This window comes from Tropicibacter oceani, assembly GCF_029958925.1.
Lineage (GTDB): Bacteria > Pseudomonadota > Alphaproteobacteria > Rhodobacterales > Rhodobacteraceae > Pacificoceanicola > Pacificoceanicola oceani.
Window position 1 is genome coordinate 2686149 of the sequence record NZ_CP124616.1, and the last position, 14090, is coordinate 2700238.

The window sequence follows — 14090 nt, forward strand, 5'->3', positions numbered from 1 at the left end:
ACAACGCCATGACAGCTTCTCCTGATATCCTTTGCATTGGCTCGGCCCTATGGGACGTGATCGGCCGCACCCCCAGCCATATGCGCGCCGGGGCCGACGTGCCGGGGCGCATCACCCGCATTCCCGGCGGTGTCGCGCTGAACATCGCCATGACGCTGGGCCGCTTTGGCCTGCGCCCGGCGCTGCTGACCGCGCTGGGCCGCGACGCCGAGGGCGACGAGCTGATCCGCGAATGCATCGCGCTGGGGTTGGACATGACCCATGTCTACCGTTCGGACGACCTGCCCACCGACAGCTATATGGCGATCGAGGGCGCGAACGGGTTGATTGCCGCCATCGCCGATGCCCATTCTCTTGAGGCCGCCGGCCAGCGCATCCTGCGGCCGCTGCTGGATGGCCCGCTGGGCCGCCCGGACACGCCCTATACCGGGCAGATCGCCCTGGACGGCAACCTGACCGAGGCGCTTTTGGCCGAGATCGCGCAAAGCCCGCTGTTCGCGCAGGCCGACCTGCGCATCGCGCCAGCCTCGCCCGGCAAGGCCGAGCGTTTGACGCCCTTTTTGCGCGGCGGACGCGGCACCCTTTACGTCAACCTCGAAGAGGCAGGACTGCTGTGCCAGGACCGGTTCGACACCGCCCCCGAAGCGGCCGCGCGGCTGGTCGAACGCGGCGCGGCCCGCGCGCTGGTCACCCACGGCGGCGATCTGTGCTGTGACGCCAGCGCCGATGGTCTGATTTCCCAGCGCCCGCCCGAAGTGCTGGTCACCAAGGTGACCGGCGCGGGCGACACCTTCATGGCCGCCCATATCGCCGCCGAACGCAAGGGCCAGAGCCGCGCCAAGGCGCTGGATTTTGCCCTGCAAACCGCCGCCGCCCATGTATCCGGAGAGATCGCCTCATGACCCTTTACACCCCCTCGCCCGAAGTCGCCACGGCCCTGGCCGCAGGCAAGCCGGTTGTCGCGCTTGAATCGACCATTATCACGCACGGAATGCCCTGGCCGCAGAACCTGGAGATGGCGCAAAAGGTCGAAGAGGTGATCCGCCAGGGCGGCGCCACCCCGGCCACCATCGCCGTGATCGAGGGCACCCTGCACGTCGGCCTGACCGAAGAACAGTTGCACAAGCTGGCCCAGGCCAAGGGCGTCGCCAAGCTGAGCCGCGCCGACATGGCCGTCTGCATGGCGCATGGCGGCACCGGCGCCACCACCGTCGCCGCCACCATGATCGCCGCGCGCCTGGCCGGGATCGGGGTCTTCGCCACCGGCGGCATCGGCGGCGTGCACAAGGGCGCCGAGCAAAGTTTTGACATTTCGGCCGATCTTCAGGAACTGGCGCAAAGCCCGGTGACGGTGATCGCCGCCGGCGCCAAGGCCATTCTGGACCTGCCCAAGACGCTGGAAGTGCTGGAAACGCTGGGGGTGCCGACCATCGCCTTTGGCCAGGACGACCTGCCCGCCTTCTGGTCGCGCAGCGCCGGTCACAAGGCGCCGCTGCGCATGGATGATCCGGCCCAGATCGCCCGCGCCCAGGTGATGCGCGGCGCGCTTGGCCTGCCCGGCGGGCAGTTGATCGCCAACCCGATCCCGCAGGCAGACGAGATCCCGCATGCGGTCATGGCCCCGATCATCGCCCAGGCCACCCGCGACGCGCAGACCCACGGCATCCACGGCAAGGCCGTCACGCCCTACCTGTTGCAACGCATCTATGAGCTGACCGAAGGCCGGTCGCTGTCCGCCAATATCGCGCTGGTCCTGAACAATGCCCGGCTTGGGGCGCAAATCGCCTGTGAATTGTGCAAATTGCGCGGCGAAACCGCCTGATCGGCGGATCAGCCATTGTAGCGTCACATCCCAAGGCTTAGCTATTAACCATAATTCCCAGCAGCCAGCCGAGACCTGCCTTTCATGACCAGCCCCTTTGACCAAGAACCCAAGCGCCCCGGGATGTTCTCGCGGTTGCGCTCGAGCTTTCTGACCGGTCTGGTCGTGATCGTTCCGGTCAGCCTGACGATCTGGCTGGTCTGGACGTTGGTGGGCTGGGTTGATGGCTTTGTGCTGCCCTTGGTGCCCGACCGGTTCAATCCTGAACAGTACATCGGCATCAACCTGCGCGGCGTCGGCGTCATTTTCGGGCTGGTTTTCACCATCATCATCGGCTGGGTCGCCAAGGGGCTTATCGGTCGGTCCTTGATCCGCTTTGCCGAAGGGCTGGTCGGACGCACGCCTGTCGTTCGCTCGATCTATTCGGGGATCAAACAGATCGCCGAGACGGTGTTCGCCCAGTCCGAGCGCAGCTTTGAAAAGGCCTGCCTGATCGAATACCCGCGCAAGGGGATCTGGGCCGTGGCCTTCATTTCGACCGAAACCAAGGGCGAAGTGGCGGAAAAGGCGCAGACCATGGGCGGGTTGGTGTCGGTTTTCGTGCCGACCACGCCCAACCCGACCTCGGGGTTCTTGCTGTTCTTCCCCAAGGAAGACGTGATCGAACTGGACATGACCATCGAGGACGCCGCCAAGCTGGTGATTTCGGCCGGTCTGGTCTATCCCAACGCCGACAAGGCCAAGGAAACCGTCGAAGGCACGTTCAAGAAAGCCTCGTAAGCCTATATTTCATCAGGTAAACATTTCCCGAAGATCGGCGGTTTGACGCCGGCCCAGATCCTGCAAATGATCGTTCAGGAAATCATCGGCGGCGCGCCTGCCCGCGGTTTTCAGTTGGGCGATCACCGTCGGCACCGGCACGACCTTGGTTGCCACGGAAAGCGCGTTCATCAGCGCATCATCGGCGATCATGTGCACCCGCACGTCCTTCATCCGCCCCGACTGGACCGAACCATCGGCCAACAGGCGTTGGACAAAGTCGATGGCGCGCAGTTCACGCAGCAGCGAAGAGTTGAAGCTTATCTCATTGATCCGGTTCTGGATTTCCGGCGGCGTGACCGGCACGCGATCCCGCTGCAGCGGGTTGATGTTCACCACCAGCACGTCATCGGGGTATTGCGGTTCAAAGAACGGAAACAGCGCCGGGTTGCCGGTATAGCCGCCGTCCCAGAACGCCTCGGGCTGGCCGGTTTCGGGATCGGGGCATTCGACCGCCTGGAACATCGTCGGCAGGCAGGCCGAGGCCAGGATCGCCTGTGTGGTGATCTGATGACCGGAAAACAGCCGGATCTTGCCGCTGCGCACCTGCGTGGCGCAGACATACAAGGCCGGGCCGTCATGGGCGCAGACACTGGCGAAATCGAACTGATCGACGATGCGTTCCAGCGGGTTGCGATAGAAGGGCCCGACCGTATAGGGCGAAAACATCCGCCCCAGCGCCTCGCCCCAGACATAGGGCAGCGAATATTCCAGCGATTTGCTGACATGGGCCGGATCGGGGAACCAGGGGTGCATCCAGACCGGCAGGGCGCTGTCGTCCAGAGCGCCGATCTGGCTCCACAGCCAGTCCAGGTTGTCGCGCGCGCCTTGCCGCCCGCCCTTGATCATCCCGACCTTCAGCGCCGCGCCGTTCAGCGCCCCGGCCGAGGTGCCGGAGATGGCGGCAATCTCGATGCTCTCTTCTTCAAGCAGCCGGTCCAGCACGCCCCAGGTAAAGGCACCATGCGCACCGCCCCCCTGAAGCGCCAGGTTGATGCGGACCGGGTCAGTCATCGGGGTTCTGCGCCTGATAGGCGGCGAACAGGTCGCTGACCAGAACACCGTTGATGGTCATGCCGTCCAGGTTGGCGTTGGTGATCGCCAGCCCCTGCAGCGTGGCCGCGTCGATGGTGGCCTGCGACAGGTTGACGTTGTGAAAATGCGCGCCGGTCAGGTTGGCATTGTCAAAGGTCAGCCCGCTGCCGTTCACATCCTCGAACCGTGCGCCCATCAGATGCGCATCGCCAAAGAAGCTGTCCTTCAGGCTGACCCGCGTCAGCCGCGAGCCACACAGGACCATGTTGTCGATTTCCAGCCTGTCGCGCCCGGCCTCTGAATCGCTCATAGCGCGGTCCAGCCGCCGTCGACGGAAATCGTGGTGCCGGTGATCTGCGCTGCTGCGTCCGAACACAGAAAGACCGCCGTGCCGCCCAGCTGTTCGACCGTGGCGAATTCCTTGGAGGGCTGGCGTTCCAGCATGACCTTCTTGATCACCTCGTCGCGGTCCATGTCGTATTTCTTCATGGTGTCGGGGATCTGCGCTTCGACCAGCGGGGTCAGAACGTAGCCGGGGCAGATGGCGTTGGCGGTGATCGGTTCCTGCGCGGTTTCCAGCGCCGTGGTCTTGGTCAGGCCGACGATGCCGTGCTTGGCCGCGACATAGGCCGATTTGTAGGGCGATGCGGTCAGGCCATGGGCGCTGGCGATGTTCACCACCCTGCCCCAGCCTGCCTTGCGCATCATCGGCAGCGCGGCGGCGGTGGTGTGAAAGGCCGAGCTGAGGTTGATCGAGATGATCGCATCCCATTTTTCAACCGGGAATTCGTCGATCGGCGCGACGTGCTGGATGCCGGCGTTGTTGATCAGGATATCACAAGCCCCGGCCTGTTCGATCAGGGCGCGGCATTCATCGGCCTTGGACATGTCCGCCTTGATGTAGCGGACCGCAACCCCGTGTTCCTGCGCGATTTCCTTGGCCAGCGCGTGGTCTTCGGCGCGGTCCGTAAAGGAATTGATCACGACCGAGGCCCCGGCACGGGCGATTTCATGCGCGATTCCCAAACCGATTCCCGAGTTCGATCCGGTGATGACGGCGGTCTTTCCCTTGAGGTTCATGGCGGCTTTCCTTGATGCTGCTTTGCAGCGAACCTAGCCCGCCGCGCGCAAAAGCAAAAGCGAAACTACCAACAGGCAAAGGGTTTCACGGGTTTTTCATGCAGCAGGCGCCCGCCCGGCACCGCCCGATAATCGGGCAGAAAAAAACCCCGGCCGAAGCCGGGGTTAAGTCATTGAGGCAGGTTTCATACAGGCAAGAAACCTATCGAGCAGTGAGTTAGTTATATGCAAAACGCCGCCTGAGTCCAAGCTAAAAGTTTGAAAAGGCGTAAAAGCCCCGGTACGGTCAGGCCAAACAAACCAAGGGCGGTAGAGGATTGTCTTCGAAATGTATCTAAACTTTTTCCCAAAGCGCGGCCTGGCCACTTCGGCCCTGGCGATGATTCTCTGCGGCACCCTGGCCGGGGCCGACCCGCAGCATGGCATAGCTATGTATGGCGACCCGCAGCTGCCACCGGATTTTGTGTCCCTGCCCTATGCAAACGCCGATGCGCCCACCGGCGGCACCATCGTCACCGGCGAGGTCGGCGGCTTTGACAGCCTCAACCCGCACATCCTCAAAGGGTCCACACCCTGGCAGTTGCGATATTTGGCGTATGAGTCACTTATGGGCCGCAATTGGGATGAACCTTTCGCGCTTTACGGATTGTTAGCGGAAACGATCGACGTCGGGCCGAATCGCGAATGGGTGGAATTTACCCTGCGCCCGCAGGCGGCCTTTTCCGATGGCAGCCCCGTCACCATCGAAGACGTTATGTGGAGCTACGAGACCCTCGGCACCATCGGCCACCCGCGCTATCACGGGCTGTGGGGCAAGATCGCCAGCATGGAACAGACCGGCGAGCGCAAGATCAAGTTCACCTTCTCCGAAGACGACCGCGAACTGGCGCTGCTGGTGGGCATGCGCCCGATCCTGAAAAAAGCCCAGTGGGACGGCAAGGATTTCACCGAATCCGGGCTGGACACGATCCCGATTTCCACCGCCCCCTACGTGATCGAGGATTTCGAGGCCGGCCGGTATGTTACACTGAAACGCAACCCCGATTATTGGGGCCGCACCGTGCCGGTGGCGCGCGGCACCAACAACCTTGATACAGTGCGATTGGAATTCTTTTCCGATGGCACTGCCCAGTTCGAGGCCTTCAAGGCCGGCATCCTGAATTCCAACCGCGAAACCAACCCGGTGAAATGGGACGAACAGTACAACTTTCCGGCCATTGACCTTGGCGAGGTGGTGAAATCGGAAATCCCCAACGCCCGCCCCACCGGGATGACCGGGTTCGTGATGAACATGCGCCGCGACATTTTCAAGGACTGGCGCGTGCGCGAGGCGCTGATTTCCGCCTTCAACTTTGAATACATCAACGAAAGCATCGTCGGCAGCCGCAAGCAGCGTATCAAAAGCTATTTTGGCAGTTCGGTGCTGGGCATGCAGGAAGGCGCCGCCACGGGGCGCGTCGCCGAATTGCTGGAACCGTTCAAGGCTGACCTGCTTCCCGGCACGCTCGAAGGGTATACCCTGCCGCAGGGCGACGGCAGTTCGCGCAACCGCGCCAATATCGCCCGCGCCACCGAGCTGTTTGAACAGGCCGGCTGGACCGTGCAGGACGGCGTGATGAAAAACGCCGAAGGCGAGCCCTTTACCTTTGAGCTGCTGCTGTCGCAGGGCTCGGGCGAGCCGGAGTCGATGGCCGACACCTATATCGAGGCGCTCAAGCGGCTGGGGATCAGCCCGACCATCACCGTGATCGACAGCGCCCAGTACAAGGAACGCACCAGCAGCTTTGACTATGACATGACTTACAACCGGTTCGGGCTGTCGCTGTCGCCGGGCAACGAGCAATACAGCTATTGGGGGTGTGAAAACGCCGAGGTTCCGGGATCGCGCAACCTGATCGGGATCTGCGACCCCGCCGCCGAGGCGATGATCGGCACCATGCTGTCCGCGACCAGCCGCGATGATTTCATCGCTGCCACGCGGGCGCTGGACCGTGTGCTGACGGCAGGCCGTTATGCCATCCCGTTCCATGACCAGTATGACGTCAGTTACATCGCCCATGCGGCAGAACTGCACTACCCCGAGCGTATCCCTGCCTATGGCGATTGGATCGGATTCCAGCCTGATGTATGGTGGTGGGAGGACCAATAAGGTCCACCCGAGCATGAAAAGACATGAGGCGAAGATGAAACAAGCAGGGATCCTGGTCGCGCTTGCCGTCCTTCTGGCGGGCTGCGCGACGGTGGATGGCGTCGGACAGGACATCTCGCGCGGGGCGCAGCGCGTCGCGGGCTGGTTCTGACCCATAACGTCAGACTGACATTCAAGGGCCGCCCGACACCCGGGCGGCCTTAGTACTTTTCGCCTAGTTCCTTTCGCCCTGCCCTCGCCTATGCTGAGGTCACGAGGAGAAAACACGATGAGCGAAGCGGCACAGAAGTTTCCCGAAGGTAATCTGACAACGGCTTTGGTCGTCGATGATCACCCGCTGTTTTGCGATGCTCTGACGCTCACGTTGCAATCCATCGCCGATTTCGAGGAAATCCGCAGCGCCGGGACGCTGGAAAAGGCGCTGGAGGTGGTGACACAGGACACCGGCATCGGGCTGATCGTGCTGGACCTGAACCTGCCGGACGTCAATGGCCTGGACGGGCTGGTGCGGCTGCGCAATGCGGCGCCCAAGGCCTCGATCATCATTGCCAGTTCGATGGCGGACAACGCCATGATCAGCCATGCTCTCAAGGCCGGGGCCGATGCCTTTGTGCCCAAGCATTCCCAGCGCTCGGTGTTTCGCCGCGCCTTCGAGGCGGTGGCCAAGGGCCAGGCCTTTGTGCCCGACGGCTATATCGACCCGCAGGCCGGCAAGGAACCGGCCCCCGACGATGCGCTGGCGCGGCTGGCGTCGCTGACCAACCAGCAGGCGCGCATCCTGCACCTGATCTGCGAAGGCAAGCTGAACAAGCAGATTGCCTATGACCTGTCGATCGCCGAAACCACGGTCAAGGCGCATGTCACGGCAATCATGCGCAAACTGGGCGTGCACAGCCGCACCCAGGCGGTGCTGGTCGCGCAAGAGGCACGGTTCAGCCGGGTCTTGCCAATGGGCGAATAAGCCCGCATCCTGCACCAACGAAACCCCACAAGGGTCAAGATCATGGACGGAGCGCAAAACAGCTCCGCACGGGAGGAAACCGGCACAAGGGCGGCGCTGCGCGTGGCCCAGGTGCCCTGTGACGGGCCGGACAGGGTCGGCACGCTGGCCGCACGGCTTGGGCCGGGGCCTTTTGCCCTTGTCTGCCTGTTCGCCTCTCCCGATGCGGATTTCGCGCGGTTGACCCGCGACACCCACCGCGCCTTTGGCGGGGCGGATGTCTTGGCCTGCACCACCGCCGGAGAGCTGGGCGAACAGGGCTACGAAGACGGCCAGATCATCGCCGTCGCCTTCCCCGAGGCCTATTTTGCCGTCACGACCCTGGTGATCGAGGATCTGGACAACCTCAACGAACAGGCGCTGATCGACCGGTTGATCCAAAGCCGCATGGCGCTGAACCAGCGCGCGCCGCAGATGCCGTCGGAATTCGCCTTTCTGATGGTCGACGGGCTGTCGCTGCGCGAGGAACACCTGACCGCGGTGCTGACCGCCGGGCTGGGCCCGACGCCGCTGTTTGGCGGCTCGGCCGGCGATGGCGAAAATTTCCACGCCACCTTTTTGTCGCGCAACGGCACGGTGCGGCAGAACGCGGCGCAGGTCGCGCTGGTGCGCACGCGCTGCCCGGTGCAGGTTTTCAGCCTCGATCACATGGTGCCCACGGCCACGCGCATGGTGGTCACCGCCGCCGATCCCGACCGCCGCGTGGTGCAGGAAATCAACGCCGAACCTGCCGCTAAGGAATATGCCCGCCTGCTGGGCAAGGACCCCAACCAGCTGACCCCCTTTACCTTTGCCGCCCACCCGGTCGTGGTGCGCCTGGGCGATACCCATCACGTGCGTTCGATCCAGCGGGTGGACGACAACGGCGACCTGGTCTTTTTCTCGGCCATCGACGAAGGCATGGTGCTGACCCTTGCCGATCACCTGGACATTGCCGATCACCTGAACAAGCGGTTCGAAAAGCTGGCCGACCTGGGCAAACCCGACCACATCCTGGCCTGCGATTGCCTGCTGCGCCGGATCGAAGCCGGGCAGACCCAGAAAAGCCGCGAAATCTCGGATATCCTGATCCGGCACAAGGTCGTCGGCTTTTCGACCTATGGCGAACAGATCGGCGCGCTGCATGTCAACCAGACGCTGACCGGCGTGGCCATCTACCCACCGCTCGAGGATGCCTGAGATGTCGCTCGTCAACCCGTCGGACCCGCTGGATCTGCAAAACGCCAAGCTGATCAAGATCGCCGAGTCGTTGATGAAGCGGGTGGAATACGGCGGGGCGCCCTCGGGCGCGGCCTATGAACAGTTCGAACGCGCGGCGCTTTTGGAAAAGCGGGTGCGCGAACGCACGCTGGAGCTGGAACGCACGCTGGACCTGCTGCACGAATCCAACGCCCAGCTGGCCCAGGCCAACAACGAAACCGAAGCCGCGCGGCGCAACCTGGCCGATGCAATCGAAACCGTGTCCGAAGGCTTTGCCCTGTTCGATCCCGGCGATGTGCTGGTCATGTGCAATTCGCGCTTTTGCCGCGATTTTCGCGACACCGTGGTCGATCTGCGCCCTGGCCTGGCCTTTCAGCGTTATGTCGAAACGGTCAGCACATCGCGCTACCTGGCGCTGCCGGCCACCACCACGCCGCAGGAATGGTCGGAAAAGCGCATGCGCCGCCACAAGGACCGGCGCGTGATGTTCAACGTGCAGCTGGCCAATGACCGCTGGCTTCAGGTGTCCGAACACCGCACCGCCAATGGCGGCACGGTCGTCTTGCAGACCGACGTGACCGACATCATCCGGCTGGAGCGGCAGGAACGCACCAAGCTGCGCGACAAGCAGACCCGCATGATCCGCGCCACGCTGGACCACCTGAACCAGGGCGTCTGCATCTTTGACGAAAACGCGCGGCTGGTCGGATGGAACGACAAGATCGGCACGCTGCTGGCCCTGCCCGCCCGGCGCATGCACCTGGGGGCGTCGTTTTTTGCGCTGATCGACCTTTTGGGCGACGAGATTGATTTCACCCGCGGCCTTGACCGCGAAGGCTTTGCCTATTGGGCGCGCCAGAAAGGGCCGCGCGCCGCCATCAGCTTTGAAATCCGCCGCAATGGCGCGGTGACCTTGCAGATCTTTGGCCGCGGCATGCCGGACGGCGGCTTTGTGATTTCGGTCACCGATGTGACGGCGGAACGCGAGGCGGCGAAAAAGCTGTATGAACTCAATGAGATCCTTGAACAAAGGGTGATGGAGCGCACGCTGGAGCTGGAGGATGCCCTGTCTGCCGCCGAACGCGCCAATGCCTCCAAGTCCCGGTTCGTCGCCGCCGCCAGCCATGACCTGTTGCAACCGCTGTCGGCGGCCAAGCTGTATATCGCTTCGCTGGCGGATCACTGCACCAATGCGCACGAAAGCTCGGTCCTGGCCAAGACAGAAAGCGCCCTGACCAGCGCCGAGGCGATCATCGACGCGCTGCTGGACATCTCGAAACTGGATGGCGACGGCATCAGCTTTGACATCCGCACCGTGTCGCTGCGCGACATCCTGCGCCCGCTGGTCGACGAAATGGAGGTGCTGGCCCAGAACAAGGGGCTGGAACTGCGGCTGGTCGATTGCGACCTGAGCGTCGAAAGCGATGCCACCTATTTGCGGCGCATCGTGCAGAACCTGCTGGCCAATGCCATCCGCTATACCGATCGCGGCCGGGTGCTGGTGGGCGTGCGGCGCAACGGCGGCTCGGCCCGGGTCGAGGTCTGGGACACCGGCCCAGGCATCGCCGAGGAAGACCAGAACGCCATCTTCGAAGAGTTCAAGCGCCTTGATGCCAATGCCTCGGACAATGACGGGCTGGGCCTGGGGCTGGCCATCGTCGAACGCGCCTGCGCCCGGCTGGGCCATCCCATCGGGCTGTGGTCACAGCCCGGGCGCGGCAGTTGTTTCATGGTGAACCTGCCGATTGCCGGCCAGGTGGCGCCCAGCGGGGTCAAGACGCCGCGCGTGGTGCGGCCGATTTCGCTGGCGCAGGCGGGGATGATCACGCTGTTGGTGGAAAACGACCCGCAGATGCGCCGGGCCATCACGGTGCTGATGGAAAGCTGGGGCGTGCATGTGATCGAGGCCGAAGACGCCGATTCTGCGCTGGCCCTGCTGACCGATCTGGAAATCACGCCCGATGCGGTGCTGCTGGACTATCAGCTGGGCCCCGGCCAGACCGGGTTGGAGCTGTACCAGGAAATCTGCGACCGGCTGGGGCCGCTGCCCGGCGCCATCGTGTCGGCCAACCGGGCGCCGGAATTGGGGCAGAACTGCGCGGAACTGGGTCTGGCCTTTCTGCAAAAGCCGATCGACCGCCAAAAGCTGAGCCAGGTTCTGGAAAGCGCCGCCGCCCGGATGGTCTGACCCGGGGGGCGGCGCGCCCTGCCCGCCTTACATCATGCCGCGACAACCGCGCGGCGCTGCCGGCATGCCGATGCGCGTCGGGTTGACCACCAGGATCCAGCGTTCGGGATAGCCCGGAGCCTGCGTGCGCCGGTAGGTGCAACCATTCGACATGGTGCGGTAATCGCCCTGCGGCGCCGCCACGCCCTGGCTGCTGACAAAGGGGGCGCCCTGCGCCATCAGCAATTGCTTGGGCGCCGGGGTGTCCTGTGCGGTCAGCGAAACAAGTCCAATCACCGAGGCGGTCATGAATGCGGTAAGGCTCATCGGGTAACTCCTGTGGGTCGGGCCGGACCAGCCGGCGCTGTGGCAAAAGGATCGCGCCGCTGGCGGGCGAACTGGCCATGACCTTCGGGGGGCGGCTGATCTATTCCATGTCCGGTAAAGGGCAGAAAGATGAACATCCGATCGGTTTTTAGGAAAATCCGCCCGGGTTCAATTGGATAAATTATCGTTCAATTTCAGATAAAAGCGCGGCGCAGCTCATGCACCGCTCAAAGCGCGATCACGATGTCCGCCCGCAGACCGCCAAGCGTTTCGCTTTCGCCCAGCCGCAGCACGCCGCCATGCGCGCGCGCAATGTCCGCCGCAATCGCCAGGCCCAGCCCCACACCCGGCCCCTTGTCCTGGTTGCGCGCCGGATCCAGCCGCACAAAGGGGCGGATCGCCTCGTCGCGCTGATCGACCGGAATGCCGGGGCCGTCATCCTCGACCCGGATGCGGAGCGACTTGGCGGTGATCATCACCGATATCTCGCAGCGCGACCCGTAGCGGATGGCATTGCCCACCAGGTTTTCGACTGCGCGGCGCAGCGCCCGGGGCCGCAGCGGGTATTCGCCGCCGCCCTGAATATCGCCCAGCGTCACCGCCTGGCCCACCCTTTGGGCGTTTTCCGCAATGGACTGGACCAGGGCCACCACGTCTGTCGGCTCAACGGCGGCGGTTTCGGCGTCGCTGCGCGCAAATTCCAGAAAGGCGTCGATCAGCTGCTGCATGTCCTCGACATCGCGTTCCAGCGGTTCGCGGTCTTCGTCATCCAGCAAGGACAGGCCCAGGCGCATCCGCGTCAGCGGCGTGCGCAGGTCGTGACTGACCCCTGACAGCATCATGGTGCGCTGTTCGATCTGCCGTTCGATCCGCGCCCGCATGTCCAGAAAGGCATGGCCCGCCGCCCGCACCTCGATCGCGCCAGAGGGCGAATAAGGCACGGTGCGCCCCCGGCCAAAAGCCTCGGCGGCCTGGGCAAGCCGGGTGATCGGGCGCAGCTGATTGCGCAGATAGGCAAAGGAAATCAACGTCATCAGCAGGCCGAACACCGCCATGGTGATCAGCAACTGATGCGGGTTGCTGGCCGAAACCCGCCCCCGGTCCGCCGCGATCCGAAACAGCGTATCACCGCGCGCCACGAACAACCGCACCTCTTGATCGTTGGGCAATTCCACCTGGGTCAGGCCCGTGACGCGGGCGCGCAGCGTGCGGATCACCACGATCCCGGTGAAATCATACCAACGGCGGAAATCGGCCCGTGGCACATCATCGGCGCTGACCTTGGACAAACGCAGATCCAGCGCCTGCGACAGGTCCAGCCCGCTGGCCTGTTCGGCGGTGGCCAGATTGACCGCCCGCGCCAGCTCGCGGCTCAGCTGGACAGAGACGCCTTCGAAATGGCGCTGGATGAAAGCCACCGAAACCACCAGTTGCAGCGTCACAACCGGAAGCACCAGGATCAGCGCGGCACGGCCATAAAGGCTGCGCGGCATATAGCGTTTGAGCCATTCGAACGACATGCGTTAAACCTATCCTTGCCCGCGCACCTGCGCCATCACCAAAAGGACGCCCCCGTGATCGACCCCCAGCCCGAGTTTCGCCCCGTGGCGGGCCTTGCCGACCCTCTCGCGCCCGGTCTGCGGCGGGTTCTTGCGCCGAATCCCTCGCCGATGACCTATCGTGGCACCAATACCTATCTGCTGGGCGAAAGCGAACTGGCGGTGATCGACCCCGGCCCGGACGATCCCGCGCATCTTGCTGCGATTCTGCGGGCGGTTTTGCCCGGTCAACGCATCACCCATATCCTGGTGACCCACGCCCACCTGGACCATTCGCCGCTGGCCGCCCCGCTGGCGCGCGAAACCGGCGCGCCGGTGCTGGGCTTCGGGCCCGCCACCGCCGGGCGCAGCGCCATCATGTCCAGGCTGGCCGACCAGGGTCTGATGGGCGGCGGCGAAGGCGTGGACCTGGCCTTTGCGCCCGATATCCTGCTGGCCGATGGCGATCAGGTCAGCGGGCCGGATTGGACCCTGCGCGCCCTGCATACCCCGGGCCACATGGCCAACCACCTTTGCTTTGCCTGGGGCGACGTGCTGTTTTCCGGCGATCTGATCATGGGCTGGGCCAGCTCGCTTGTCTCGCCTCCCGATGGCGATCTGACCGCCTTCATGGCGTCGCTGCGGCGGCTGCAAACGGACCGCTGGCGGCAGTTCCATGCCGGCCACGGCGCCCCCGTCACCGACCCCATGGCCCGGATCGAGGCGCTTTTGGCCCATCGCCTGGGCCGCGAGGCCGCGATCCTGCAGGCCTTGGGCGACGCCCCCGCCACCGCGGCCGAGCTGGCCGCGCGCATTTACACCGACACGCCCGCCGCGCTGCTGCCCGCCGCCGAACGCAACGTCCTGAGCCATCTTGTTGATATGACGCAAAAAGATTGGATAACCCCCGAAGAGGCATTGTCCGCGACAGCGCGTTTTCGACGCTTGTGACA

At 64.1% G+C, this 14090-nt stretch carries 14 protein-coding genes; 9 read left to right on the top strand and 5 right to left on the bottom strand.

Annotated elements, in window-relative coordinates; all coding sequences use genetic code 11:
• The first annotated feature begins 8 nt into the window (after nucleotides 1–8).
• From QF118_RS12955 to QF118_RS12965, 3 genes are all read left to right on the top strand, one after another.
• Nucleotides 9–902 carry a PfkB family carbohydrate kinase gene (locus QF118_RS12955; protein WP_282299472.1) on the top strand — a complete coding sequence of 298 codons (894 nt, stop codon included), beginning with the start codon at nucleotides 9–11 and terminating at the stop codon, nucleotides 900–902.
• Complete coding sequence (locus QF118_RS12960; protein ID WP_282299473.1) at nucleotides 899–1822, top strand: pseudouridine-5'-phosphate glycosidase; 924 nt, start codon at nucleotides 899–901, stop codon at nucleotides 1820–1822. The genes QF118_RS12955 and QF118_RS12960 overlap by 4 nt, the downstream gene beginning before the upstream one ends.
• A gap of 84 nt (nucleotides 1823–1906) precedes the next feature.
• Nucleotides 1907–2602: a DUF502 domain-containing protein gene (locus tag QF118_RS12965; RefSeq protein WP_282299474.1), complete on the top strand. Its 696-nt coding sequence runs from the start codon at nucleotides 1907–1909 to the stop codon at nucleotides 2600–2602.
• 12 nt (nucleotides 2603–2614) lie between these two features.
• On the opposite strand, the gene QF118_RS12970 is transcribed toward QF118_RS12965, so the two are convergent.
• Genes QF118_RS12970 through QF118_RS12980 form a run of 3 tightly spaced genes read right to left on the bottom strand, consistent with a single transcriptional unit; the run spans nucleotide 2615 to nucleotide 4756 of the window.
• Nucleotides 2615–3655 carry a patatin-like phospholipase family protein gene (locus QF118_RS12970; protein WP_282299475.1) on the bottom strand — a complete coding sequence of 347 codons (1041 nt, stop codon included), beginning with the start codon at nucleotides 3653–3655 and terminating at the stop codon, nucleotides 2615–2617.
• The gene (locus QF118_RS12975; protein WP_282299476.1) at nucleotides 3648–3986 is read right to left on the bottom strand and encodes a pentapeptide repeat-containing protein; all 339 of its coding nucleotides are present in this window, start codon (nucleotides 3984–3986) and stop codon (nucleotides 3648–3650) included. The genes QF118_RS12970 and QF118_RS12975 overlap by 8 nt, the downstream gene beginning before the upstream one ends.
• A complete protein-coding gene (locus tag QF118_RS12980) occupies nucleotides 3983–4756 on the bottom strand; it encodes a 3-hydroxybutyrate dehydrogenase (RefSeq protein ID WP_282299477.1) in 774 nt (257 codons plus the stop codon). Before QF118_RS12980 ends, QF118_RS12975 begins: the two co-directional genes overlap by 4 nt.
• Nucleotides 4757–5084: 328 nt before the next feature.
• Here QF118_RS12980 and QF118_RS12985 point away from each other — a divergent pair, with 328 nt between their 5' ends.
• The 5 genes from QF118_RS12985 to QF118_RS13005 all read left to right on the top strand — a co-directional run bounded on the left by QF118_RS12985 (nucleotide 5085) and on the right by QF118_RS13005 (nucleotide 11293).
• Nucleotides 5085–6905 carry an extracellular solute-binding protein gene (locus QF118_RS12985; RefSeq protein ID WP_282299478.1) on the top strand — a complete coding sequence of 607 codons (1821 nt, stop codon included), beginning with the start codon at nucleotides 5085–5087 and terminating at the stop codon, nucleotides 6903–6905.
• Between the two features lie 34 nt (nucleotides 6906–6939).
• Nucleotides 6940–7056, top strand: a complete 117-nt coding sequence (locus QF118_RS12990; RefSeq protein WP_282299479.1) for an entericidin EcnA/B family protein — start codon at nucleotides 6940–6942, stop codon at nucleotides 7054–7056.
• A 117-nt stretch (nucleotides 7057–7173) separates the two neighbouring features.
• Nucleotides 7174–7866, top strand: a complete 693-nt coding sequence (locus tag QF118_RS12995; RefSeq protein ID WP_282299480.1) for a response regulator — start codon at nucleotides 7174–7176, stop codon at nucleotides 7864–7866.
• A 42-nt stretch (nucleotides 7867–7908) separates the two neighbouring features.
• Nucleotides 7909–9084 (top strand): FIST N-terminal domain-containing protein, encoded by a 1176-nt coding sequence (locus QF118_RS13000; RefSeq protein WP_282299481.1) that lies wholly within the window; start codon nucleotides 7909–7911, stop codon nucleotides 9082–9084.
• Nucleotide 9085: 1 nt separating this feature from the next.
• Nucleotides 9086–11293 carry a hybrid sensor histidine kinase/response regulator gene (locus tag QF118_RS13005; RefSeq protein WP_282299482.1) on the top strand — a complete coding sequence of 736 codons (2208 nt, stop codon included), beginning with the start codon at nucleotides 9086–9088 and terminating at the stop codon, nucleotides 11291–11293.
• A 27-nt stretch (nucleotides 11294–11320) separates the two neighbouring features.
• Here QF118_RS13005 and QF118_RS13010 read toward each other — a convergent pair whose 3' ends face one another.
• Entirely contained in the window at nucleotides 11321–11599 is a 279-nt protein-coding gene (locus QF118_RS13010; RefSeq protein WP_282299483.1) for a hypothetical protein, read from the bottom strand.
• A gap of 227 nt (nucleotides 11600–11826) precedes the next feature.
• The gene (locus QF118_RS13015) at nucleotides 11827–13119 is read right to left on the bottom strand and encodes an ATP-binding protein (protein ID WP_282299484.1); all 1293 of its coding nucleotides are present in this window, start codon (nucleotides 13117–13119) and stop codon (nucleotides 11827–11829) included.
• A 57-nt stretch (nucleotides 13120–13176) separates the two neighbouring features.
• On the opposite strand from QF118_RS13015, the gene QF118_RS13020 reads away from it, so the two are divergent.
• Nucleotides 13177–14088: an MBL fold metallo-hydrolase gene (locus tag QF118_RS13020; RefSeq protein ID WP_394357095.1), complete on the top strand. Its 912-nt coding sequence runs from the start codon at nucleotides 13177–13179 to the stop codon at nucleotides 14086–14088.
• The last annotated feature ends 2 nt before the right edge of the window (nucleotides 14089–14090 follow it).

Coding starts and splice junctions, on each gene's coding strand:
- QF118_RS13015 (WP_282299484.1), bottom strand. CDS start 13,119: ATGTCGTTCGAATGGCTCAAACGCTATATGCCGCGCAGCCTTTATGGC.
- QF118_RS13010 (WP_282299483.1), bottom strand. CDS start 11,599: ATGAGCCTTACCGCATTCATGACCGCCTCGGTGATTGGACTTGTTTCG.
- QF118_RS12980 (WP_282299477.1), bottom strand. CDS start 4,756: ATGAACCTCAAGGGAAAGACCGCCGTCATCACCGGATCGAACTCGGGA.
- QF118_RS12990 (WP_282299479.1), top strand. CDS start 6,940: ATGAAACAAGCAGGGATCCTGGTCGCGCTTGCCGTCCTTCTGGCGGGC.
- QF118_RS12970 (WP_282299475.1), bottom strand. CDS start 3,655: ATGACTGACCCGGTCCGCATCAACCTGGCGCTTCAGGGGGGCGGTGCG.
- QF118_RS12960 (WP_282299473.1), top strand. CDS start 899: ATGACCCTTTACACCCCCTCGCCCGAAGTCGCCACGGCCCTGGCCGCA.
- QF118_RS12995 (WP_282299480.1), top strand. CDS start 7,174: ATGAGCGAAGCGGCACAGAAGTTTCCCGAAGGTAATCTGACAACGGCT.
- QF118_RS12985 (WP_282299478.1), top strand. CDS start 5,085: ATGTATCTAAACTTTTTCCCAAAGCGCGGCCTGGCCACTTCGGCCCTG.
- QF118_RS12965 (WP_282299474.1), top strand. CDS start 1,907: ATGACCAGCCCCTTTGACCAAGAACCCAAGCGCCCCGGGATGTTCTCG.
- QF118_RS13000 (WP_282299481.1), top strand. CDS start 7,909: ATGGACGGAGCGCAAAACAGCTCCGCACGGGAGGAAACCGGCACAAGG.
- QF118_RS12975 (WP_282299476.1), bottom strand. CDS start 3,986: ATGAGCGATTCAGAGGCCGGGCGCGACAGGCTGGAAATCGACAACATG.
- QF118_RS13005 (WP_282299482.1), top strand. CDS start 9,086: ATGTCGCTCGTCAACCCGTCGGACCCGCTGGATCTGCAAAACGCCAAG.
- QF118_RS12955 (WP_282299472.1), top strand. CDS start 9: ATGACAGCTTCTCCTGATATCCTTTGCATTGGCTCGGCCCTATGGGAC.